Origin of the sequence: Aeromonas finlandensis (assembly GCF_000764645.1) — a bacterium.
GTDB lineage: Bacteria > Pseudomonadota > Gammaproteobacteria > Enterobacterales > Aeromonadaceae > Aeromonas > Aeromonas finlandensis.
The window spans coordinates 38027-61270 of the sequence record NZ_JRGK01000269.1 but is presented as its reverse complement, the minus strand read 5'-3'; the positions used below and the strand labels follow the sequence as shown (position 1 = coordinate 61270).

Annotated in this window: 23 protein-coding genes; 15 read left to right on the top strand and 8 right to left on the bottom strand. The window is 59.6% G+C overall.

Going from position 1 to position 23244, the window contains the following annotated elements; genetic code table 11:
- Positions 1–36: 36 nt before the first annotated feature.
- The 4 genes from LD28_RS0115045 to glyA all read right to left on the bottom strand — a co-directional run bounded on the left by LD28_RS0115045 (position 37) and on the right by glyA (position 4035).
- A complete protein-coding gene (locus tag LD28_RS0115045) occupies positions 37–690 on the bottom strand; it encodes a riboflavin synthase (protein WP_033137760.1) in 654 nt (217 codons plus the stop codon).
- Between the two features lie 55 nt (positions 691–745).
- Positions 746–1855, bottom strand: coding sequence for a bifunctional diaminohydroxyphosphoribosylaminopyrimidine deaminase/5-amino-6-(5-phosphoribosylamino)uracil reductase RibD (ribD, locus tag LD28_RS0115040; protein ID WP_033137759.1), 1110 nt, complete (start codon positions 1853–1855; stop codon positions 746–748).
- Positions 1856–2180: 325 nt separating this feature from the next.
- Positions 2181–2630 carry a transcriptional regulator NrdR gene (gene nrdR, locus LD28_RS0115035; protein ID WP_005338880.1) on the bottom strand — a complete coding sequence of 150 codons (450 nt, stop codon included), beginning with the start codon at positions 2628–2630 and terminating at the stop codon, positions 2181–2183.
- Between the two features lie 151 nt (positions 2631–2781).
- Positions 2782–4035: a serine hydroxymethyltransferase gene (gene glyA, locus LD28_RS0115030; protein WP_033137758.1), complete on the bottom strand. Its 1254-nt coding sequence runs from the start codon at positions 4033–4035 to the stop codon at positions 2782–2784.
- A 325-nt stretch (positions 4036–4360) separates the two neighbouring features.
- Here glyA and LD28_RS0115025 point away from each other — a divergent pair, with 325 nt between their 5' ends.
- From LD28_RS0115025 to LD28_RS0115010, 4 genes are all read left to right on the top strand, one after another.
- Positions 4361–4657 carry a hypothetical protein gene (locus LD28_RS0115025; protein WP_033137793.1) on the top strand — a complete coding sequence of 99 codons (297 nt, stop codon included), beginning with the start codon at positions 4361–4363 and terminating at the stop codon, positions 4655–4657.
- Positions 4658–4683: 26 nt separating this feature from the next.
- Positions 4684–5082: a GFA family protein gene (locus tag LD28_RS0115020; protein WP_033137757.1), complete on the top strand. Its 399-nt coding sequence runs from the start codon at positions 4684–4686 to the stop codon at positions 5080–5082.
- 135 nt (positions 5083–5217) lie between these two features.
- A complete protein-coding gene (gene torD, locus LD28_RS0115015) occupies positions 5218–5862 on the top strand; it encodes a molecular chaperone TorD (protein WP_033137756.1) in 645 nt (214 codons plus the stop codon).
- A 4-nt stretch (positions 5863–5866) separates the two neighbouring features.
- Complete coding sequence (locus tag LD28_RS0115010; RefSeq protein ID WP_033137755.1) at positions 5867–6235, top strand: hypothetical protein; 369 nt, start codon at positions 5867–5869, stop codon at positions 6233–6235.
- Between the two features lie 2 nt (positions 6236–6237).
- On the opposite strand, the gene LD28_RS0115005 is transcribed toward LD28_RS0115010, so the two are convergent.
- Positions 6238–6510, bottom strand: coding sequence for a hypothetical protein (locus LD28_RS0115005; RefSeq protein ID WP_033137754.1), 273 nt, complete (start codon positions 6508–6510; stop codon positions 6238–6240).
- 269 nt (positions 6511–6779) lie between these two features.
- On the opposite strand from LD28_RS0115005, the gene LD28_RS0115000 reads away from it, so the two are divergent.
- Entirely contained in the window at positions 6780–9224 is a 2445-nt protein-coding gene (locus LD28_RS0115000; protein ID WP_033137753.1) for a sensor domain-containing protein, read from the top strand.
- Between the two features lie 54 nt (positions 9225–9278).
- Here LD28_RS0115000 and LD28_RS0114995 read toward each other — a convergent pair whose 3' ends face one another.
- Positions 9279–9560 carry a hypothetical protein gene (locus tag LD28_RS0114995; protein ID WP_241462303.1) on the bottom strand — a complete coding sequence of 94 codons (282 nt, stop codon included), beginning with the start codon at positions 9558–9560 and terminating at the stop codon, positions 9279–9281.
- Between the two features lie 166 nt (positions 9561–9726).
- Between LD28_RS0114995 and acs the strand changes: the two genes are divergently transcribed.
- From acs to LD28_RS0114960, 7 genes are all read left to right on the top strand, one after another.
- Positions 9727–11673 (top strand): acetate--CoA ligase, encoded by a 1947-nt coding sequence (acs, locus tag LD28_RS0114990; protein ID WP_033137751.1) that lies wholly within the window; start codon positions 9727–9729, stop codon positions 11671–11673.
- A gap of 288 nt (positions 11674–11961) precedes the next feature.
- Entirely contained in the window at positions 11962–12411 is a 450-nt protein-coding gene (aroQ, locus tag LD28_RS0114985) for a type II 3-dehydroquinate dehydratase (protein WP_033137750.1), read from the top strand.
- Between the two features lie 36 nt (positions 12412–12447).
- Complete coding sequence (accB, locus tag LD28_RS0114980) at positions 12448–12900, top strand: acetyl-CoA carboxylase biotin carboxyl carrier protein (RefSeq protein ID WP_033137749.1); 453 nt, start codon at positions 12448–12450, stop codon at positions 12898–12900.
- 15 nt (positions 12901–12915) lie between these two features.
- The gene (gene accC / locus LD28_RS0114975; protein ID WP_033137748.1) at positions 12916–14256 is read left to right on the top strand and encodes an acetyl-CoA carboxylase biotin carboxylase subunit; all 1341 of its coding nucleotides are present in this window, start codon (positions 12916–12918) and stop codon (positions 14254–14256) included.
- 162 nt (positions 14257–14418) lie between these two features.
- Positions 14419–14682, top strand: coding sequence for a YhdT family protein (locus LD28_RS0114970; RefSeq protein WP_033137747.1), 264 nt, complete (start codon positions 14419–14421; stop codon positions 14680–14682).
- Entirely contained in the window at positions 14672–16132 is a 1461-nt protein-coding gene (gene panF / locus LD28_RS0114965; protein WP_033137746.1) for a sodium/pantothenate symporter, read from the top strand. The genes LD28_RS0114970 and panF overlap by 11 nt, the downstream gene beginning before the upstream one ends.
- Before the next feature lie 86 nt (positions 16133–16218).
- The gene (locus LD28_RS0114960) at positions 16219–17646 is read left to right on the top strand and encodes a PTS transporter subunit EIIC (protein WP_033137745.1); all 1428 of its coding nucleotides are present in this window, start codon (positions 16219–16221) and stop codon (positions 17644–17646) included.
- A gap of 1 nt (position 17647) precedes the next feature.
- Here the strand turns inward: LD28_RS0114960 and LD28_RS0114955 are convergent, their stop codons facing one another.
- Positions 17648–18520, bottom strand: a complete 873-nt coding sequence (locus LD28_RS0114955; protein ID WP_005338917.1) for a LysR family transcriptional regulator — start codon at positions 18518–18520, stop codon at positions 17648–17650.
- Between the two features lie 100 nt (positions 18521–18620).
- On the opposite strand from LD28_RS0114955, the gene LD28_RS0114950 reads away from it, so the two are divergent.
- From LD28_RS0114950 to LD28_RS0114940, 3 genes are all read left to right on the top strand, one after another.
- Entirely contained in the window at positions 18621–19637 is a 1017-nt protein-coding gene (locus LD28_RS0114950) for a zinc-binding alcohol dehydrogenase family protein (RefSeq protein WP_033137744.1), read from the top strand.
- 536 nt (positions 19638–20173) lie between these two features.
- Positions 20174–21052, top strand: a complete 879-nt coding sequence (prmA, locus tag LD28_RS0114945) for a 50S ribosomal protein L11 methyltransferase (RefSeq protein ID WP_033137743.1) — start codon at positions 20174–20176, stop codon at positions 21050–21052.
- Positions 21053–21252: 200 nt separating this feature from the next.
- Positions 21253–22221, top strand: a complete 969-nt coding sequence (locus tag LD28_RS0114940) for a D-2-hydroxyacid dehydrogenase family protein (protein ID WP_033137742.1) — start codon at positions 21253–21255, stop codon at positions 22219–22221.
- Positions 22222–22591: 370 nt separating this feature from the next.
- Here the strand turns inward: LD28_RS0114940 and LD28_RS0114935 are convergent, their stop codons facing one another.
- Positions 22592–23140 carry an NAD(P)H nitroreductase gene (locus LD28_RS0114935; protein WP_033137741.1) on the bottom strand — a complete coding sequence of 183 codons (549 nt, stop codon included), beginning with the start codon at positions 23138–23140 and terminating at the stop codon, positions 22592–22594.
- Positions 23141–23244 lie beyond the last annotated feature (104 nt).

Genomic DNA, 23244 nt, shown 5'->3' with positions numbered 1-23244 from the left:
GAGCGGGATCACAGAAAATCGCTTTGGTGGCCTGACTTAGAGAAAACCGGCCTTGGCCAGCGTCTCCATGGTCAGGGTCGAGGCACTGCTCTCCTGACCCTTGCCCATCATCAGCCGCTCCAGATAACGGGCGATCTGATCCACCTCGAGGTTGACCTTGTGGCCCGGCTTCCAGCTGGCGATGGTGGTCTCCTGGGCGGTGTGGGGCACGATCGTCAGGCGGAACAGATCCCCCTGCACGGCGTTGACGGTGAGGCTGATACCGTCCACCGCGATCGACCCCTTCTCGGCGATGTAGCGGGAGAGCTCCCCCGGCGCCTTGATCCAAAACTCGATGGCGCGGCCACTGCTGGAGAGGCTTTTCACCTCCCCGACCCCATCCACATGGCCGGAGACCAGATGGCCGCCGAGGCGGGAGGTGGGCATCAGCGCCTTCTCGAGATTGACCCGATCGCCCACCCTGGCCGTGGCAAAGCCGGTGCGCGACAGGGTTTCCAGCGACACGTCGGCGGTATAGCTTTTGTCGCCCAGCGCCACGACGGTGAGGCAGACGCCGTTGGTGGCGATGGAGTCGCCCAGCTTGACGTCGCTAAAATCCAGGCTCGGCGCGTGCACGGTGAGGGCCATGTCATCGCCCTGACGGCGCAGCTCGGCCAGGGTTCCCACCGCTTCGATAATTCCGGTAAACATGCAGATCACCTTGCTGATGACGGGGGCAGACTATGCCCCCTTGAACATTGATAAATCAGGCTATTTTGGCGGTAATGCGAATATCCTGGCCGACCATGCGCACATCCTTGATGTTGAGCTTGGGCGCCTGGAACAAGCGGGTCAGACCGGGCAGATGGAACAGACCACGCCCCTCATCACCCATCAGTTTGGGCGCCTGATAGAGCACCAGCTCATCCACCAGCCCCTTATCCAGCAGGGCGCCGCACAACCGGGGCCCCGCCTCTATCAGTACCGAGTTGACGTTCTGCTTGGCCAGCAGCATGAACAGGCTGACCAGATCCAGCTTGCCATCCAGCAGCGGCAGCTCCAGCTGCTGCACCCACTCGGGCCACTCGCCGGATGCCTTGTGGCGGGCCAGCAGCACCGGACTCTCGCTCTGGAACAGCGGCAGATCGGGGGTGAGCCGGTTTTGCGAATCGACGATGACCCGAAGCGGCTGGCGCAGGGTCTCTTTGGGGTAGCTCGCCTTGACCGAGGGGGGCAACTCGTCCCAGCGCACAGTCAGAGAGGCGCCGTCAGCCAGCACCGTCTCGGCGCTGGAGAGCACCGCATCGTGGCGGGCCCGCAGTCGTTGCACGTCGCGGCGCGCATCCGGGGAGGTGATCCACTGGCTCTCGCCGCTCGCCATGGCGGTGCGGCCATCGAGGCTGGCCCCCAGCTTGACGGTCACCCGCGGGAAGGCGGTACGCATCCGCTTGAAAAAGCCCGGGTTGAGCGCTTCAGCTTCGCTCGCAAGCAGGCCGAAATCGGTCTTGATGCCCGCCTCGGAGAGCATCCGCAGCCCGCGTCCGCCCACCTGGGGATTGGGATCGACCATGGCCGCCACCACCCGGGCCACACCGGCGTTGATCAGCGCCTCGGCGCAGGGGGGGGTACGACCATGGTGGGAACAGGGTTCGAGGGTCACATAGGCGGTGGCGCCACGGGAATTGTCACCGGCGGCGCGCAGGGCATAAACCTCCGCATGGGGCTCGCCCGCCTTCTGATGCCACCCTTCGCCGACCATTACGCCATCTTTGACCAGCACGGCACCGACACAGGGGTTGGGGGCCGTAGTGTAGCGGCCGCGGCGGGCCAGTTCGAGGGCCCGACTCATCCATTGGTAATCATCTTGACTAAACATCCGGGCTCCTTTGACAAAACATCCCAGCATGGTTGGCTCATTGGTGCGTTGAGTTCGCCGGTTCAATGAATAACGCGACCTCCCCCTTTCGCGACATCAGGGTAGACCCCGCCCAAGAGGAGAGTCGGGCACGCCGTTGAATCCCCGCCTCACAGGTTCAGGGATATCCTCTGCCGCCTTGCAATCCGTTATTTTTTCACCAGTGAAACAAGGTTGATTTGGCTTGTTGCACCGATGGGACAATTCGAGCGCGGCCTCGCGGGCGGGGTCTGGCTGCAAGCGACACATCACAGCGCCGATCCGACACCTGCACAGGCATTACGCGTTACTTCTCCAGCTTGGCGATCTCTTCGCCAAATTCGCGAATATCTTCGAAGCTGCGATAGACGGAGGCAAAGCGGATATAGGCCACCTTGTCCAGACTCTTGAGCTCATCCATCACCAGATTGCCCACCAGCTCGGAGGCGACTTCGCGCTCGCCGGTGGCACGCAGGCGGGATTTGATATGGTTGACCGCTTTTTCGATGGCCTCCATGCTCACCGGCCGCTTCTCCAGCGCCCGCAGGATGCCAGCGCGCAGCTTGTCTTCGTTGAACGGCTCGCGCGAGCCGTTGGACTTGATGACGCGGGGCATCACCAGCTCGGCCATCTCGAAGGTGGTAAAACGCTCGTGACAGAGCAGACACTCACGACGGCGGCGCACCTGATGGCCTTCTGCCACCAGACGGGAATCGATCACCTTGGTATCAACCGCACTACAGAATGGGCAATGCATCGGACCTCCGGCGTTAATGGAACAGGGACCGGCCCAGCGGGCCAGGATCTTAGGTCGGCCAGTGTAGCACGGCCATCCAAAACCGGTAAAAGCCAGAAAAAACAATGCCACCCGAAGGTGGCATTGGTCTCAAACCGAACAGTCCGGCTTATCAGCCATAGACCGGGAAGCGGCGGCAGATCTCCAGCACCTTCTCGCGTACGGTGGCCAGCACGGCATCGTTGTCGTGGTTGTCCAGTACGTCGCAGATCCAGTGAGTCAGCTGGATGGACTCGGCTTCCTTGAAACCGCGGCGGGTGATGGCCGGGGTACCGATCCGCACACCGGAGGTGACGAACGGGGAGCGCGGGTCGTTGGGCACAGAGTTTTTGTTGACGGTGATGTTGGCTTTGCCCAGTGCGGCGTCAGCCTCCTTACCAGTCAACTCGCGGCCAATCAGGTCAACCAGCATCAGATGGTTGTCGGTACCGCCGGAGACGATCTTGTAACCGCGCTCGATAAAGGTCGCCGCCATCGCCTTGGCGTTTTTCACGACCTGAGCCTGATAGGTCTTGAACTCCGGCTCCAGCGCCTCTTTGAAGGCAACGGCTTTACCGGCGATGACGTGCATCAGCGGGCCACCCTGACCACCCGGGAAGACGGCGGAGTTGAGCTTCTTGTAGAGCTCCTCGTCGTCAGCGGCGGAGAGGATCAGACCACCACGCGGACCGGCCAGGGTCTTGTGGGTGGTGGAGGTGACCACGTGGGCGTGGGGAACCGGGTTCGGGTAGACGCCAGCGGCGATCAGGCCAGCCACGTGGGCCATGTCGACGAACAGGTAGGCACCGACCTTGTCGGCGATTTCGCGCATGCGAGCCCAGTCAACGATGCCGGAGTAGGCGGAGAAGCCACCGATCATCATCTTCGGCTTGTGCTCGACAGCCTGACGTTCCATGTCGTCGTAGTCGATCTTGCCGGACTCATCGATACCGTAAGGCACGATGTTGTAGAGCTTGCCGGAGAAGTTGACCGGAGAGCCGTGAGTCAGGTGACCACCGTGGGCCAGGTTCATGCCCAGTACGGTGTCGCCCGGCTGCAGCAGAGCCATGTAGACGGCGCTGTTGGCCTGGGAGCCGGAGTGCGGCTGCACGTTGGCGTAAGTGGCACCGAACAGCTCTTTGGCGCGCTCGATGGCCAGGGTTTCGACCACATCCACATACTCGCAACCACCGTAGTAACGCTTGGAGGGGTAACCTTCGGCGTACTTGTTGGTCAGCTGGGAGCCCTGGGCTTCCATGACACGGGGGCTGGTGTAGTTCTCAGACGCAATCAGCTCGATATGCTCTTCCTGACGACGGGTTTCGTCTGTGATGGCCTGCCACAATTGCGGATCATAATTGGCGATGGTCATGTCACGTTTCAACATCCGTTTCTCTCCTGAAAATCGTTTGCGCGTTAGGTGAAGTGGGCGTGGGCATTGTAACGTGAGCTGGATCAAAGAGACAGTCCAACCACCTAAAAAAATGTTGAATTTATGTTGTAAAAAGCAAGATTCTCTCCGCCCTCAGTACCTTGGCCGCCACGCAAAAATGCGCAGGCAACCCCCCTCGCTTTAGCGGGTAAAACCCGAAGGGGATCACACCCATGTCGTTATCCATCCTGTAACATATTCATTCGAAACAAATTTCAAGATGATGATGTCACCTGCTGATATGCACCCGAGCGGCGGCATCCAACTGGAGGAGCTCAAGATGGACCATCTGCTGACATTTGTGATCCTGGCTGTCTTTTTTCTGTTCTATTGGGTCTACTACACCAGCCAGCGCAAACATGTTCCCACCACCTCGTGGGAGGCGCTCCCCACCAAAGCCGAGTATCTGGCGGCCCACCCGGAAGCGGTCGATGGCGACATCATCTTCTGTCACCACTGTGGTCACCACGAGTTACTGGAGGTGGGTCTGGTGCATCTGACCGATTTTCGCCGTGAATGGGTCTGCGCCAAGTGCAAGCAAGTGCTCTTTCGGGAGAGCGATGATCAAACCCTTTAGCGTGCCGATGGGCACAAGGAAGCAAAATGAGACAGTTACACGCCAGTTGCCTCTGTGGCGCCGTTCATCTGCACCTGCCAGACCAGTTTGATTACATGGGCAACTGCCACTGCTCGGAGTGCCGCAAATTCTCTGGCTCCGACTACGCCTCCGTCGGCGGGCTGGATGGGGACAAGGTCACTATCGCCAAGGGGGAAGCGGTGCTGACCCGTTATCAGAAATCTGCAGAGACCACCCTCGCCTTCTGCAGCCAGTGCGGATCCAGTCTCTTTAGCCAGAAGCGCAGCAGCGGCAAGATCAACCTGCGGCTGGGGATCCTCGACGACGTACCGACCCAGCAGCCGAACTTTCATATCTTTGTCGGCTCCAAGGCCCCCTGGCACCAGATTGGCGACGATTGCCCACAATTCGATACCCGCCCCTGAACAGAGCAGCCAACCTGCACCATCTGTGACCGACTGGCCAGAATCACTGAAACCGCCCCGTGAAGTTTCCTTTATTTTTAAAGTCGTTAGAATCGGGAGCCATCAAGGCTCCCGATTGCCATCCACGGAGGAAAAATGCAGGAATTTATGGCTACCAGCGAACGCCGGGCCGAACTCTACTGGTGGTTCTCCACCCTGTTCGCCGCCGAACTCAGTGATGAGCTGATCGCCGAATATGACACCTATGATGTGCGAAGCTTCCTGAAAAGCCTCTCCACGCTGGATCCCATGCGTGACGCGGTGGCCGAGCTCAATGATGCCATCGCCCGTCTGCTGGTGCGTGACGAACGAGCCAGCGCACTGGCCACAGACTTCAACACGCTGTTTCTGACCCCGGACTCGGTGCAACCCTATGAATCCGCCCATGGCGACAACACTGCACGCAGCCACATGGCAGAGCGCCTGACCCGACTGGCGATCGATGTGAGCGACAAATATCAGCAACCGGTCGATCATCTCGCCATCGAGCTGGATCTGATGGGCAATCTCATCATCCGCGCAGCGGAAGCAAAGAGCGCTGCCGAGCGGGAAAGCTGGCTCGACGAGCAGGAAGCGCTGCTGCACACGCATTTGTTAGCCTGGTTCGCACGATTTGAAACGGCCTGTCGCGCCGCCGACCCGTTCGGTTTCTATGGCGCCAGCGCCCGCCTGCTGGGGGTCTTCCTCAAGATGGATGCCAACTACCTCTCTCTGGTCAAACCGGCGCAAAGCGCCGATTAAGTCGATGAAAACAGCCCTGCTTCTGATTGCATGCTGGCTGCTGGCCCTGATCCCGCTGGATCAGGGCGTTACCCCCCTCGTCGCCCTGCTGTTCAATCCGGACCGCGAGCTTTATGGCACCGCCCAGCTCACCGGCTTTGCCGGTATCCTGTTGACGATTTACCTCTCCACTCTCGGCGTCGAAGTGGTGCTGCGCCGCCGCTTCCAGATTGCTGGCATGCTGGCCCTGCTGGCGGCCTGGATCGACTTCATCAACAGCAGTGGCAGCGAAGCGCACTGGTTGTTGCTGTATGCCCTGGCGCTCCCTTTCCATCTGCTCGGCTGGCTGGTTTTCGTGCGCGGCCTTCAGGCGTTTGGCCGCCAGAAGGGATAGGCTTACTGACCCCCCACTTCCAACTGCCAGTGGTCAGCATCCCGTTCGTTAAGGTAGCGTGATAGCGGATCGTCACCCTGATAACGGGACGCTTTTCTGAATTGGAGCGGAAACGACTCATCGACCTGCGACTTGTTCAATGAATCAACCACCTGCTCGCGGGTAGCTGGAGCCAAATAAGCCCCCCTATCCACATAACCCTGACTGGCAAACTCGGAGTCAAACACCGGAGCCTCAAACTGCCACGCCACCGCCAGCAATAACACTTCAATCATCGCATCAACTCCGTTGTTCTTTGCGCGTCACTCATACGCCCTGTGTTTCTATTTTTGCCACATTTGATGACCGATGAAAGACCCACTTTTCTAATAACTCCATTATCAAATACGCGACTGACAGCAACGCTGTTGTGACCAAATCCCCCGCATTACCTGCACATTTTTTTATCAAAAATAGATAGATAACTCCGCTTGACTCCCCTCAAAAAGTTCGTGCCATACTGAAATTCGATGTAAGTGACAAATCAATCAATGCCGAGGTCACCATGGATGGGAAGCTTTTCAATGCCGACGCCGAGGCACTACTGACACAGTTGTCAGATCACACCGTCCTGGAACAGCTGATGGATACAGCCCCATTGGGCATAGGCGTATTTGACCGTGACTTTCGTTACCGCAAAGTCAATCAGGTGCTGGCCGACATCAACGGCAAGAGTATCGAGGAACATCAGGGCAAACACCTTCGAGAGGTGGTGCCCAAACTGGCCGCAACCCTGGAGCCGATGTTTCAGCAGATCCTTCACAACGGCAGGCCCTATGTGAATGTGGCCATCACCGGCCAGACGGCAGCACACGACAGCAGCTCACGGCGCTGGCAAGCCACCTACAGTCCGATGCGCGATGAACGAGGGGAACCAAACGGAATCCTGGCTATCGTGCGGGACATCACCGAGCAGTACGAAACCGAGCAACGCCTGCAACTGGCGATGCGGGCGGCACAAATTGGCGTATGGGAATGGCATGTGGCGGAGGACAGATTGCTGTTTGACGGCCAGATTGAGCCACTGCTGGGGATCCAGGCCAATCAGTTCAATGGCGGATTGCAGGCGTTCGTCGACTGCTTCGAACCGGAATCAGGCCGTCAGCTCAAGGATGCCTTGCAAGGCCATGAGCCCATCCACCTCACTCTGAGTTATATGACTCCCCTTAATGAGCGTCACTGGGTAGATATTCATGCAGATCATGTGCCTGCCACCGAGTCGGTCGGACATAGAGTCATGGGGGTCATCCACAATGCCACTACCCGACGCCATCAGGAGGAGCGACTGCATCAAGCCAACGTAGTATTCGACACTACGGCAGAAGGGATCATCATTCTCGACAACGAGCATCACATACTCTCGGTCAACCCGGCCTTCACCATGCTGACCCAGTATGAAGCCGAAGAGGTCATAGGGCGCACGCCGGATATCATCATGCACCCGAAACGTTATGCGGAGCTCGATTTCCCCTGGTATCACCTGCGTCCCGGCAATAATGCCTGGCACGGTGAAATGGTCTGTCTGCGCAAGGATGGCAGCTACTTCTCCTCCTGGCAGCAGATCAGCGCTGTCTATGACAACTTCAACAACACCACCCACTATGTGATCGCTCTCTCCGACATCAGCGCCATCCGCAAGGTGGAGGCCGAGCTCAACCACCTTGCCTATCACGATCCCCTGACCGAGCTGGGCAACCGCCATCTGTTGCAAGAGCGGCTGACTCTCGAGTTGAAGACGGCAAAACTCAATCACAAGCGGTTGGGGCTGCTATTTATCGATCTGGATGGTTTCAAACTGATTAACGACAGCCTGGGTCACGACGTCGGCGATCAACTGCTCAAACGACTGGCAGAGCGGATCCGCTGCTGCTTGCAGCACAACGATCTGGCAACCCGACTCGGGGGGGACGAATTTCTGGTGCTGATCCCCTATCTGGAAGAGCCTGACGAGCTGGCGACCCTCGCCAATACCCTGCTGACAGTGTTGCGTGAACCGGTGGAGCTGGCCCACGAACTGGTCGCTATCTCTGCCAGTATCGGCATCGCTATCTATCCGGATCACGCCGACACCCCGGAGACCTTGATCAGTGCCGCAGACAGTGCCATGTACGAAGCGAAAAGCCAGGGGCGCAACGGTTACCAGTTTTATAGCCCGAGCATGGCCGCCAGCGCCCGCGAGCGCATGAAGATTGAGCAGGGACTGATCAAGGCACTGGAGCTGGAGCAGCTCTGCGTCTTCTATCAACCCATTACCAATCTGCTCAATGGCCACCTGAGCGGACTGGAGGCGCTGGTTCGCTGGCAGCATCCGAATGAGGGGATCATTGCCCCAACCCGCTTTATCCCGGTAGCGGAAGAGTGCGGCCTGATTGAGAAGATCGGGGGGTGGGTCATGCGCAATGCTTGCGAGCAGGGACGACTCTGGCTGGCGGCCGGATTACCGGTCCCCCGCTTGTCAGTCAACGTCTCGGTGCGGGAAATGCGCTCCCCCGGTTACGTTGAGCGGGTTGCCGCCATTTTGGCCGAAACCGGATTTCCGCCGGAGCGGCTGGAGATAGAGGTGACAGAGAGCATTATCCAGCGGGTTGATCAGAGTCTGGACCTCTTCACTCGCCTGAAAAGTCTGGGGGTGCAGATTGCCATCGATGACTTTGGCACCGGCTTCTCGTCACTGAGCCTGCTCAAAACCCTGCCGATTGATCGCATCAAAATCGACCGCGCGTTTGTGCAGGCATTACCGGAAGACAAGAACAGTCGGGAACTCTGCCGCACCATTATCAATCTGGCTGACAGTCTGGATATGGAGGTCACCGCCGAGGGGATTGAAACCAAGGCACAACATGCCTTCTTGCAGTCACTCAACTGCGGTGAGGGACAGGGTTATCTGTTCAGCAAGCCGCTTCATGTCGATCACATGAAGGATCGCCTGCATCAGCGCTATGTCTCATAGCGGTTGGCAATCATCACCAGCCGGGAGGCATCCGCCTCCTGGCTACCGACCGGATTACCACTCAATCTGCAAACGGGATTCCCAGCCATCATCACGGTCATTGAGCATTCGCGTCAGCGGTGATTCGCCAGCATAACGGGGGGCTGGCTCGCTGAAGGTAAGTCTGGTACCGGGCTCTTTGGCCTGCCATGCATGACCAAGCTGATCGGCAACCTGATCCCGCAGCGCGGGGGTAGCTTCCTGATGAGTGATCGCAAACTCTTTCAGAGGTTCACCAGCAGGAACTGGCGCATCAAACTGCCAGAGAGATGTACAGAGCAACAGAGAAAACATCATGACCTCCAATTAATCAACATGCCCCCTTTTACCCACTCGCCGATTAATTGTCACTCCTTACCCTGTAACCAACTGTTGCCGCCTATCCAAAAGTCTAATTGCCCCCCGCCACCAAAGGTATAAGTTGTTAAGAAACCATTAAAAGATCTATTCAAAGGAGTGACAGATGAGCGAGAGCAAGGTCTACCCGGTCAAATCCCATATCAGCGACAGCGCCCTGCTGGACAAGGCCGGGTACGAGGCCATGTATCAGGCCTCCATCGACAATCCGGACGCCTTCTGGGGAGAACAGGGAAAAATCCTCGACTGGATAAAGCCCTATAGCAAGGTCAAGAACACCTCCTACGATCCGGGCCATGTCTCCATCAAATGGTTTGAAGATGGTCAGCTCAACGTCTCGGCCAACTGTCTCGATCGCCATCTCGCCGAACGGGGTGACAAGGTCGCCATCATCTGGGAAGGGGACAACCCCGCTGAAGATCGCAAACTCACTTACCGCGAGCTGCACAGCGAAGTGTGCAAGTTTGCCAACGTCTTGAAAGCACAAGGGGTTCACCGCGGTGACGTGGTCTGCCTCTATATGCCCATGGTGCCCGAAGCCGCCATCGCCATGCTGGCCTGTACCCGCATCGGCGCGGTACACAGCATCGTCTTTGGCGGCTTCTCGCCGGAAGCGCTGGCCGGGCGCATCATCGACTCCGGTTCCCGTATCGTGATCACCGCCGACGAGGGACTGCGTGGCGGCCGTCCGGTACCGCTCAAGAAGAATGTGGATGAAGCGCTCACCAACCCGGATACCCAGGTCAACAAGGTGATCGTGCTCAAGCGCACCGGCGGCAATGTCGCCTGGCACAACCACCGCGACATCTGGTGGCACGAAGCGACCGCCGCCGTCAGCAGCGACTGCCCGCCCGAGGCGATGAACGCCGAAGATCCGCTCTTTATCCTCTATACCTCCGGCTCCACTGGCAAACCCAAAGGGGTGCTGCACACCACCGGCGGTTATCTGGTCTACGCCACACTCACCTTCAAATATGTGTTCGACTACCACGAGCAGGATATCTACTGGTGTACCGCCGACGTCGGTTGGGTCACCGGTCACTCCTATCTGGTCTATGGGCCGCTCGCCAACGGTGCTACCACCATCATGTTCGAAGGGGTGCCAAACTACCCGGCCACCAACCGCATGAGTCAGGTGGTGGACAAACACCAGGTCACCATCCTCTATACCGCCCCCACCGCCATCCGCGCCCTGATGGCCAAGGGCACCGAGGCCGTGACCGGTACCTCGCGCCAAAGCCTGCGCATCATGGGCTCGGTGGGTGAACCCATCAACCCGGAAGCCTGGGAGTGGTACTACCGCACCATTGGCGACGAACGCAGCCCCATCGTCGATACCTGGTGGCAAACCGAGACCGGCGGCATCCTCATTACACCGCTACCCGGCGTCACCGACCTGAAACCGGGTTCGGCTACCCGCCCCTTCTTCGGGGTACAACCGGCGCTGGTGGACAACATGGGCGAGCCGCTGGAGGGGGCCACCGAGGGCAATCTGGTGATCACCGACTCCTGGCCGGGTCAGATGCGCACCGTGTTCGGCGATCACGAGCGCTTCGAGCAGACCTACTTCTCCACCTTCCCCGGCCGTTACTTCACTGGCGACGGTGCCCGTCGCGATGCCGATGGCTACTACTGGATCACCGGTCGGGTGGATGATGTACTGAACGTCTCTGGCCACCGTATGGGGACCGCCGAAATTGAATCGGCGCTGGTAGCCCATCCCAAGATCGCCGAAGCGGCGGTGGTGGGGGTTCCTCACGAGATCAAGGGTCAGGGCATCTACGCCTATGTCACCCTGATCGCCGGGGAAGAGCCGAGCCGCGAGCTGCACAAAGAGGTGAAGGAGTGGGTGCGCAAGGAGATTGGTGCCATCGCCACGCCGGATGTCATTCACTGGGCGGAGGGGCTGCCGAAGACCCGTTCCGGCAAGATCATGCGTCGGATCTTGCGCAAAATCGCCACCGGCGAGACCGACAGTCTGGGGGATATCTCCACCCTGGCGGATCCGGGTGTGGTGGACAAACTCATTCGCGAGAAGTCGGAAGCAGCCTGATCCCGCTTCGTTTGTTGCTCAACAAAGCCGGCCCTGCGCCGGCTTTGTCGTTTCTAATCTGCCCGCAAAGAGCAGGGCGGCAGCGGCGAAGTCGCGCAGACCGAAACGCGCAATAAATAGCCAGATGTAGAGATTAGACCAGTAAAATGCTGCTAATTTTCACGAAATCAATATAATTGCGAAATCTGTGTGCCAGGGCACACCGATTTGCGCAGAAAATGGCTAGATTTCTGGTAGTCCACAAGATAGCTGATAGATAGCAGCATTATCATCGAGGATGTACTCAATATGTCGCAAAATCACCGAATTCTCCTGCTCAACGGACCAAACCTGAATCTGCTGGGCAAACGGGAACCGGGTATCTACGGCAGCACGACGCTCGATGAGATCGTCGCCGATCTGAAGCTTAACGCCAGCGAACTCGGTGTCACTCTGGAACATCTGCAATCCAACGCCGAACATGAGTTGGTCAGCCGCATCCATCAGGCCATGGGCCAGGTGGATTTTATCATCATCAATCCAGCCGCCTTCACCCACACCAGTGTCGCCATTCGCGATGCGCTGCTGGGGGTTGCCATCCCTTTTATCGAGGTTCACCTGTCAAACGTCCATGCCAGGGAGCCGTTCCGTCATCACTCCTATCTGTCTGATGTCGCCAAAGGGGTCATTTGTGGTCTGGGGGCCGATGGCTACCAATTCGCTTTAACCGCGGCCGTGCACCATCTGCGCGCGGCTTGATAATCACTGATCAGATAAAGAAGAAAGAGAATGCTAATGGATATCCGCAAAATCAAGAAGCTGATTGAACTGGTTGAAGAGTCCGGCATCGCCGAACTGGAGATCTCCGAAGGTGAAGAGTCCGTTCGCATCAGCCGCAACTTCTCCGGTCAGGTGACCACCGCCATGCCGCAGATGATGATGCAGCAAGCCGCTCCGGTTGCTGCCGCTGCCGCCCCGGTTGCCGCCACACCGGCCGCTGATGCCACCCCGAGCGGTCACCTGATGCGCTCCCCGATGGTTGGCTCCTTCTACCGCTCCTCCAGCCCGGATGCCAAGCCGTTCGCGGAAGTGGGTCAGCAAGTCAATGTCGGTGACACCCTGTGCATCGTCGAAGCCATGAAAATGATGAACCAAATCGAGTCTGACAAGGCCGGTGTGATCAAAGCGATCCTGGTTGAAAATGGTCAGGCCGTCGAATTTGACGAGCCGCTGTTCATCATCGAATAAGGGAAATCGCCACCCATGTTGGACAAAGTAGTCATCGCCAACCGCGGTGAAATTGCCCTGCGGATCCTGCGCGCTTGTAAAGAGCTCGGGATCAAGACAGTGGCCGTTCACTCCACCGCCGACCGGGAGCTCAAACATGTGCTGCTGGCCGACGAATCCATCTGTATCGGCAAACCAGCCAGTACCGACTCCTACCTCAACGTCCCGGCGATCATCGCCGCCGCCGAGGTGACCGGTGCCGTGGCCATCCACCCGGGTTACGGCTTCCTCTCCGAGAACGCCGATTTCGCCGAAGTAGTCGAAAAATCCGGCTTCATCTTCATCGGCCCGCGCGCCGAGACCATTCGCCTGATGGGTGACAAGGTCTCCGCCATCGAAGCGATGAAGAAAGCGGGCGTACCGTGCGTTCCGGGCTCTGACGGCCCGGTCGACAACGACGCCAAGCACAACGCCGCCATTGCCAAACGCATCGGCTATCCGGTGATCATCAAGGCCGCCGGTGGCGGTGGTGGTCGCGGTATGCGCGTGGTGCGCAATGAAGCGGAACTGGCGGGCGCCATCGCCCTGACCAAATCCGAAGCAGGCCAGTTCTTCAAGAACGACATGGTCTACATGGAGAAGTACCTGGAAAACCCGCGCCACATCGAAATTCAGGTGTTGGCAGACGGCCAGGGCAACGCCCTCTATCTGGGCGAGCGTGACTGCTCCATGCAGCGTCGCCACCAGAAAGTGGTGGAAGAGGCACCGGCACCGGGCATCACCGCCGAGATGCGCAAGTTCATCGGCGAGCGCTGCGTTCGCGCCTGTATCGAGATCGGCTACCGCGGTGCGGGTACGTTCGAGTTCCTGTACGAGAACGGCGAGTTCTATTTCATCGAAATGAACACCCGTATCCAGGTTGAGCATCCGGTTACCGAGATGGTTACCGGTATCGACCTGATTAAGGAGCAGCTGCGCATCGCCGCCGGTCAGCCCCTGTCGATCACCCAGCAGGATATCCGCATCCGTGGCCATGCCATCGAGTGCCGGATCAACGCCGAAGATCCGGCCACCTTCATGCCCTCTCCGGGTCTGGTGCAGCGCTTCCACGCGCCGGGTGGTCTGGGCGTGCGTTGGGACTCCCACATCTATGCCGGTTACAAGGTACCGCCCCACTACGATTCGATGATCGGCAAGCTGATCTGCTACGGCGAGAATCGTGACATTGCCATCGCCCGCATGCGCCATGCGCTGGACGAGCTGGTGGTGGAAGGGATCAAGACCAACGTACCGTTGCAAAAAGAGATCATGAAAGACGAAAACTTCCAGCACGGTGGCACCAATATCCACTATCTGCACAAGAAGTTGGGTCTGTAAGATCTCGCAAGCAGAACAATCACTTCCGGCCAGATAGCAGCCAGCTGTTCATCTGCAATCCAGCCGGGAGGCGGCTTCGCAAGAAGCCTCTGCTGAAAAAGGGCCATGGCGACATGGCCCTTTTTTGTTATCCTTGCGCCCCCAAATTTGTCGGAGGCCAAGGTGAACCGTTTTGCTCTCGCCCGCCGGGAAGCAGTTTTCTGCCTGCTGCTGACCCTGCTCTACTTCTTTGCCTGGTATGGCACCGCCTATTTTATCCCGCTCCAGCTGGAGCTGTGGGGGCTGCCACTGTGGTTCCTGCTCAGCTGCATGGTGATGCCACTGCTGTTCATTCTGCTCTGCGCGCTGATGGTGAACCGGCTGTTTGTGGAGATCCCCCTCGATACCCACACCCCTTCCGGCAAGGAGTCATCCCATGAATCTTGAGCTGATGCTGCCGCTCTTCATCTATCTGGTGCTGGTGCTGGGGGTCGGTTTTTGGGCCAGTCGCCATCGCGCGGAAGGCAACTTCGTGCAGGAGTACTTCATCGGCAACCGCAGCATGGGCGGGCTGGTGCTGGCGATGACGCTGGTAGCCACCTACACCTCGGCCTCCTCCTTTATCGGTGGGCCGGGGGCGGCCTACAAGATTGGTCTGGGCTGGGTGTTGCTGGCGATGATCCAGCTGCCCACCGTCTGGCTCACCTTGGGGGTACTGGGCAAGAAGTTCGCCATCATCGCCCGCCGGGTCAATGCGGTGACCATCAACGACATGCTGTGGGCCCGCTATCAGAGCAAGGCGGTGGTGATCCTCGGCTCCGTCACCATCATCCTCGCCTTTATCGCCACCATGGTGGTGCAGTTTATCGGCGGCGCCCGCCTGCTGGAGACCGCCACCGGCCTCTCCTACCAGCAGGGATTGATGCTGTTTGCCAGCTGCGTGCTGCTCTACACCATCATCGGCGGCTTCCGTGCCGTGGTGATGACCGATGCCCTGCAGGGGATTATCATGCTGATCGGCACCGGCGCCTTGCTGGCGGGGATTTTGGTCGCCGGTGACGGCCTGCCGAACCTCATCCACCAGCTCAGGGAGATCGATCCCAAGCTGGTGAGCCCGCAGGGGGCCGATGACATGCTGACCCAGCCCTTTATGCTGAGCTTCTGGATCCTGGTCTGTGTCGGGGTGGTGGGGCTGCCCCACTCGGCGCTGCGCTGCTTTGGCTATCGCGACAGCAAGGCGCTCCATCGCGGCATTCTGATCGGCACCGTGGTCAGCGCCCTGCTGATGTTCGGCATGCATCTGGCTGGCGCCCTTGGCCGCGCCATCCTGCCCGGCATGGACAGCCCGGACAAGATCATGCCCTCCCTAATGATGGAAGTGCTGCCCCCCTGGCTGGCGGGGGTTTTCTTGGCGGCACCGATGGCGGCCATCATGTCCACCATCGACTCCCAGCTGATCCAGGCCTCCGCCACTCTGGTGAAGGATCTCTACCTCAACTACCTCAGCCCGAAACAGGAGAAGCTGGAAGTGCGCATTCCGCGCCTCTCCCTGCTCTGCACCCTGATCCTCGGCACCCTGGTGCTGCTGGCGGCACTGCAACCGCCCGAGATGATCATCTGGCTCAACCTGCTCGCCTTCGGTGGCCTGCAGGCGGTATTCCTCTGGCCGCTGGTGCTCGGCCTCTACTGGTCACGAGCCAACGGCCCGGGCGCGCTAGCCAGCATGGTCAGCGGCATCGTCAGCTATGGGGTGCTGAGTCAGTGGGGGATCAAGCTGGCAGGGCTGCACGCCATCGTGCCGAGCCTCACGCTGGCGCTGGTGGTCTTTATCACGGTGAGCCTGCTGACGGCGCCGCCCTCGCGGGAAGTACGGGAACTTTTCGAGCAGAAATATTAAAAAGATAAATTAAGGGTTCCAAAACTATCCCCAAATGGGTGGTTTCCGGTTAAACTGTGCGCCAAGTCACAAAAAGTAGCCGCTGTATGCCCGTTAAAGCCACTCGACAAGTCGTTACTCAAGCCCTGCAGCGGCTCGGTTATGCCCTGCTGCTGCCCGTCTCCATCCTGCCGATGGCGGCGTTGATCTACCGGCTTGGGCAACCCGACGTGCTCGATTTGGCGGTGCTCTCCCTCACCGGTCAGGCGATCTTCAGCCAGATGCCGCTTATCTATGCGGTGGCGATCGCCTTTGGCCTGAGTCGGCAGGAGCTGGGCGGACAGACGCTGGCGGGTGCGGTCAACTTCCTGCTGCTCAGCACCGCCTTCAATACCCTGGCCCCCAACCTGCACGCCGACATGATCTGCGGCCTGTTGGCGGGGCTCACCACCGCCATCATCTATCCCTGGGTACACCAGCAAACACTGCCTCGCTGGCTGCAGATCGCCAAGGGGGAGTTTCCCAGCCTGCTGGTTTCGGCCTTGGCCTGTCTGCTGATCGCCATTCCCCTCTCGCTGCTGTGGCCGCCACTGGAGCGCGGGCTGACCCTGCTCACCTCCGAGCTGCTCACCACGCCGTTTGGCGCCTTCTGCTACGGCACCCTCAACCGCTTGTTGATCCCGCTGGGACTGCATCAGGTATTGGGTAGCGTCATCGGCCTTGGCGAGAGCAACCTGCAGGCGCTGGCCGCCGCCCAACCGCTCCATGAAGGGTATGTGGCCGGTCTCTACCCCATCATCATGTTCGGCCTGCCGGGCGCCTGTTTTGCCATCTGGCTGCACCGCCAGCGGATGCAGCGGCTGCCGCAGGGCGGGCTGCTACTCACCCTGGCGCTCACCTCGGCACTGGTGGGCATCACCGAGCCCATCGAGTTTCTGTTCGCCTTTACCGCCCCCTGGCTGTTTCTCGCCCACGCCCTGCTGACCGGGCTGTCGCTGGCGGTCTGTAGCGGGCTGGGGATCAAGGTGGGCAGTTACTTCTCCGCCGGTCTGCTGGATCTGGTACTTAGCTATCAATCCGGCGAGCACAGCTTCTGGCTCATTCCGGTCGGTATCCTGTTCTTCGTCGCCTACACCCTGCTGTTCTATCAGCTGCTGGAGCGTGCCCCCCTCAGCATGCCGAGCAAGCCCATCGCAGTGGAACACCCGCGCCTTGCCAGCGTCGCCCCTTCCGATCCGCAGATGCTGGCTATCCAGTATCTCAAGGTGCTGGGCGGGATGGATAACCTGCAAGCGATGAGTGTCTGTCTCACTCGCCTCAGCCTGCGGGTACGCGATATTTCGCTGGTGGATCAATCCCGCCTGCTGGGTCTGGGCTGCCTCTCCTGGATCCAGCTCAACGAGCACCAGCTGGTACTGGTGCTGGGCCCCAGCGCCAGCCTGATTGAAGGGCAGATCCGCATGCTGGCGGAGCGCCAGTCGGTCCCCCTCGGCCTCAAACCCAATCAGGAGTCGGCCAGCCAGAGCAGCTGGTAACTCAGGCGAACGGCAACCGCTCGGCCACGAAATCCATCAGGGTGCGCAGAGCGGGGGCTAGATGCTCTCGGCTCGGATAGATAAGGTAAAACGGGTTGGCCGGAATGGGCTGATCCGGCAGCACTTTCTGCAGCCGCCCCGCAGCCAAATCCCCTTCGCAGACATGGTGGGGCAACAGGGCAATCCCCCCATCATGGAGCGCCATCTCCCGCAGCGCCAGCAAGCTGTTGCTGACACAGGCCCCCTGCGGCCGCCAGCCTCCCTCTTGCAATGGCCACACCGGCATGGCCGAGTGCACCAGACAGGCATAGCGGCCCAGCTCGCTCAGCTGTTGCGGCATGCCGTGGGCCGCCAGATAGGCGGGCGCCGCCACCAGATGGCGCGCCACCTCACCGATGCGCCGACAGATGAGGCTGGAGTCTTTTAGCGGCGCCGCCCGCAACGCCAGATCGTAACCCTCCCCCACCAGATCGAGCTGTTCGTCACTCAGGGTCAGCTCCAGCACCACCTCGGGATAGAGGGCGCGAAACTCGGCGAGGATCCGGCCAAGCAGCAGGGTACCGGTCGCCTCGGGGGCGGTGATCCGCACCCGCCCCGCCGGGGCCGAGCGCAGCCGCGCCATCGCCAGATTGGCGCTACGGGCCAGTGCCAGCAGTCCCTGACAGTGCTCCACATAAAGTTCACCCTGCGGCGTCAGGCTCAACCTGCGGGTGGTGCGCTGCAACAGCCGCACCCCGAGCTGGGATTCGAGCCGCGAGATCTTCTGGCTCACCGATGACTTGGGCATGCCGAGCAGCTCGGCGGCCCGGGTAAAGCTCCCCTGCTCCACCACGGTGGCGAACAGTCCCATCAACTCCAGATCGACATTGTTCATATATTCAAACAGTCTTTACCGATTACCCATCTTAATCTTGATAATTAACCAGACTAGAGTGAGTGGCAATCCCGAACACAGCGATTTGAAAGGAAAAACCATGAAAGCCATTGCCCTGACTCACTACCTGCCAAGCGACCACCCCGACTGCTTTATCGCCGCCAATCTGCCCGACCCCACTCCGGGTCCGCGGGATCTGCTGGTGCGGGTCACCGCCACCTCCATCAATCCGGTGGATACCAAGGTGCGCTCCCCCAAGGCCAAAATTGAAAGCGCGCCCCGGGTACTGGGCTGGGATGCGGTGGGGGAAGTGATCGCCACCGGCAGCGAAGTCACCCTGTTCAAGGCGGGCGACCGGGTCTGGTATGCAGGCGACATCAGCCGCCCCGGCAGCAACAGCGCCCTGCAACTGGTGGATGAGCGTATCGCCGCGATCGCCCCCACTAGCTTGAGCGATGTGGAGGCCGCCGCCCTGCCGCTCACCGCCATCACAGCCTGGGAGACCCTGTTCGATCGCTTCGCCCTCACCCGCGAAAGTCGTGGCAAACTGCTGATCATTGGCGGCGCCGGTGGCGTGGGCTCCATCGCCATCCAGCTCGCCCGCCAGCTCACCGGCATGGAGGTGATTGCGACCGCCTCCCGCCCCGAGAGTCGTGAGTGGTGCCTCGAGATGGGCGCCCATCAGGTAGTGAACCACCACAAGTTGCAGGAGGAGCTGACCGCCCTTGGCATCACTCAGGTCGATGCCATCTTCTGCACCAACGCCACTGCCGAGCACTGGGCCACCATGGCCGGGCTGATCCGCCCGTTCGGCCATATCTGTACCATCGCCGAATCGAGCGAGCCGTGGGATCTCTCCCTGCTCAAGAGCAAGAGCGTCACCTTCAGCCAGGAGTTCATGTTCACCCGCTCCCTGTTCCAGACCCCGGACATGATCGAGCAGCACCACCTGCTCGGCCGGGTGGCGGCACTGGTCGATGAAGGGGTATTGCAGACCACTCTGACCAGAACCATCCCCTCGCTGACCCCGGTCACGCTGGCTCAGGCCCATGCCGAGGTGGAAGCGGGCCGCATGGTAGGCAAGCTGGTGATCGACATGAGCGGCTTTGCCAACTAAGCCCTCAAACGCACCATGATGGGATAAGTTCACCAAGGAGATGCCCCAAACGGGCACAGCAATCGGCACTCATGCCCGCCAGTGGCAGGCCAACGTCCGACAATAAGTTAAAAAAGAGGCCATTTCGCGAGAAATGGCCTGAATACCTGAACATTGGGGTAACAATCACACACATATCCTTATGCAGGACAATCCAGTCTTTGCATCTGGCGTGCCAACAGCAGCATGAGGGCGCCAAACCGGCGCCAGCCCATCCTTGAGCAAGGTGTCGACCTTGCTCTTTTTTTGTCTGGCAGATTTTTACCTGACAAATAAGTGCAGATAAAAAAATGCCACCCGAGGGTGGCAGTGAAAGATGACGGAACTTGAGCAAAGCGTTCAGCGAAAACCGGTCGTCTTCGCCTGCATAGAGCAATACAGGAACCGTGCCAATCCGGCAAAATCCCTCATATAGCCCCACGCCATGGGCAAACCACGACAGCACTGCCCCATGATGGTAGAATCTCGCGGTTTCACATTTATGAAGAGTCGACGCCATGCCCTGGATACAAATTCGAATCAACGCCACTGCCAAGACCGCAGACAAGGTGAGCAACATGCTGCTGGGGCGTGGAGCCCAGGCGGTGACCTTTATGGATGCCAAGGATGTGCCCGTCTATGAACCCATGCCCGGTGAAACCCCGCTCTGGGGCGAGACCGAAGTGATGGGTCTGTTCGATGCCGAAACCGATCCGGCCCCCACCATCGCCTTCTTCCAGCAGATCTTCGGCGAAAACGTCGGCTACAAGGTCGAACAGCTGGAAGACAAGGACTGGGTGCGCGAGTGGATGGATCACTTCCACCCTATGCAGTTTGGCGAACGGCTTTGGATCTGCCCGAGCTGGCGCGATGTACCGAACCCCGATGCGGTCAACGTCATGCTGGATCCGGGTCTGGCCTTCGGTACCGGTACCCACCCCACCACCGCCCTCTGCCTGCAGTGGCTGGACGGCCTCGATCTGACCGGTAAAACCGTGGTCGACTTTGGTTGCGGCTCCGGCATTCTCGGCATCGCCGCCCTGAAACTGGGGGCAGCCCGCGTCATCGGCATCGACATCGACCCGCAAGCCATTCAGGCCAGCCACGACAACGCCGAGCGTAACGGCGTTGCGGGCCAGATTGAACTCTACCTGCCTGCCGACCAGCCGCAAGATGTCGAAGCGGACGTCGTCGTCGCCAACATCCTGGCCGGCCCGCTGCGCGAACTGGCACCGCTGATCGCCGGCCACGGCAAAGCGGGCAGCCTGATGGCCCTCTCCGGCGTGCTGGAGAGCCAGGCCCCGGAGCTGGAAACCATCTACGGCCAGTGGTTCGAGATGGACCCGACCGCCGTCAAGGAGGAGTGGTGCCGCCTCTCCGGCCGCAAGCACGGCTAAGCGCGGTCAGCATTGAGCCAGCCTCATGCCATCAGGGCTCCCGTTCGGGGGCCCTGACTATTTTGGCCTGCCGGGCCCTTCCCCGTCCGTGGACATGGGCTTGATCGCCCTCCCTTCGAACTGTGTTCATTTGAAAACAACAGACACCTTTATTCCGGTAAGATAGCGGTCCGAGCCAACGCAACCGAGAGGGACTTCTTATGCGGATTGCCATTCTGGATGACTATCAGGATCAGGTGCGTCACCTCCCCTGCTTTGCCCTGCTGGCGGGTCATGACGTCACCATCCTCAACCAGAGCGAACCCGATCCGGCACGCCTCGCCGCCATGCTGGAAGGGATGGAAGCAGTGGTGCTGATCCGCGAGCGTACCCGCATCGACGAACAACTGCTGATGCGGCTTCCCACCCTTAAACTCATCAGCCAGACCGGCAAAGTCAGTCAGCATATCGACCCGGCACTGTGCCAGCGGTACGGCGTTGCCGTGGCAGAAGGGATCGGCAGCCCCATTGCCCCCGCCGAGCTCTGCTGGGCGCTCATCATGGCAGCCTCCCGTCATATTCCTGCTTACAGCCAGGCGTTGAGCCAAGGCCAATGGCAGCAATCAGGCACCCTCGGTTTGGGACGCACGCTGCATGGGCTGACACTCGGCATCTGGGGCTACGGCAAGATAGGCCAGCGGATCGCCCGCTACGGCAAGGCATTTGGCATGTCGGTGCTGATATGGGGCAGTGACGCTTCGCGCAGGCAGGCCGAACTGGATGGCTATGCCCGCGCCTCCAGCAAGGAGGCTTTCTTCAGTCAGGCCGATATCCTCACGCTGCATCTGCGCCTGAGCGAGGCAACCCGCGGCTGCGTGACTTGCACAGATCTCGCACAGATGAAAGCGGACTCCCTGCTGGTCAATACCAGCCGGGCCGAGCTTATCGAACGGGGCGCCCTCTATGCAGAGCTAAGCACCCATCCTGGGAAACGGGCCGCGATCGATGTGTTTGACATCGAACCGGCCACGCCACAAAACGAGCCCCTGCTGCGCCTGCCCAACGTATTGGCAACGCCCCATCTGGGCTATGTGGAGCAAAACAGCTACGAACTCTACTTTCGCGTGGCGTTCGAGAATGTGCTGGCCTTTGCCGCTGGGCAACCACAGAACCTGCTGAAGCCAACTTGACGAAGCTCGCTCGTAGCGACATAGCGTTCGTCACGAAATGGCAAAAAGAGATAAAAATAAAGCCCAATGTCACGAGGACGTTGGGCTGTTAAAAGGTGCTACGGAATTGCGACTCTCATCGCAGAAAAATTAGAAGGAATGCCCTTCTAAACTGGCAAAAGAATATTAGCGAAAAGCAAACGTTTTACACAGTGAAAAACAACAGGATTGCGAGGCGTATCGCACTATTTAAATAATTACCTGCTACGGCGCGCGAAGCCCCTTTGACCCATTTATTTTCCCCAATCACTCTGGTTACTATTCACGGTTAAACAGCAAAGCCCCGACTTCTCGAGGCTTTGCTTTTCTCAACTGCAACGTAACCAACGCGTCAGAAACGGCGGACAAACGCATCCGGCGGCAGCTCGCGCAGTTTGCGCGCTTCCAGCATGGGGGTGCCGAGGTAGAGGAAGCCCACCAGCTGATCCTCTGCCGCCAATCCCAATCCCTTGTTGATCTGCTCATCGAAGATAAACCAGCCGGAGCGCCAGATGCCGTTAAAGCCCTGCGCCTGCGCGGCCATCTGCATCGCCATCAGGGCGCAACCGGCAGAGAGCTCCTGCTCCAGTTTTGGCACCTTGGGGTGATCCTGATAACGGGTTGCTACGGCGACGACCAAGGGCGCCCGCAGCGGCGCTTCGCTGCACTTCTTGACGCTATCGTCATCCTCGCCACGGACGCGAGCCGCCTCGGCCAGCAGCTTGCCCAGCCGCTCGCGGCCCTCCCCTTCAAACAGAATGAACTGCCAGGGAGTCAGGGTGCCGTGATCCGGCGCGCGCAGGCCCGCCTTGAGGATATTGTCGAGCACCTCACCGCTCGGGGCGGGATCGGCGAGACGGCCACAGGAGTGGCGGTTGAGCAACAGGGTGAGGGCATCCATGGGCAATTCCTTCTCTGGGGCAATGATGGCGCTACCTTAGCACAGCGCCGAATGAAGAAAACCCCTGAAGCTCAGGGGTTTATCTCATTCATGATGGCGGGGAG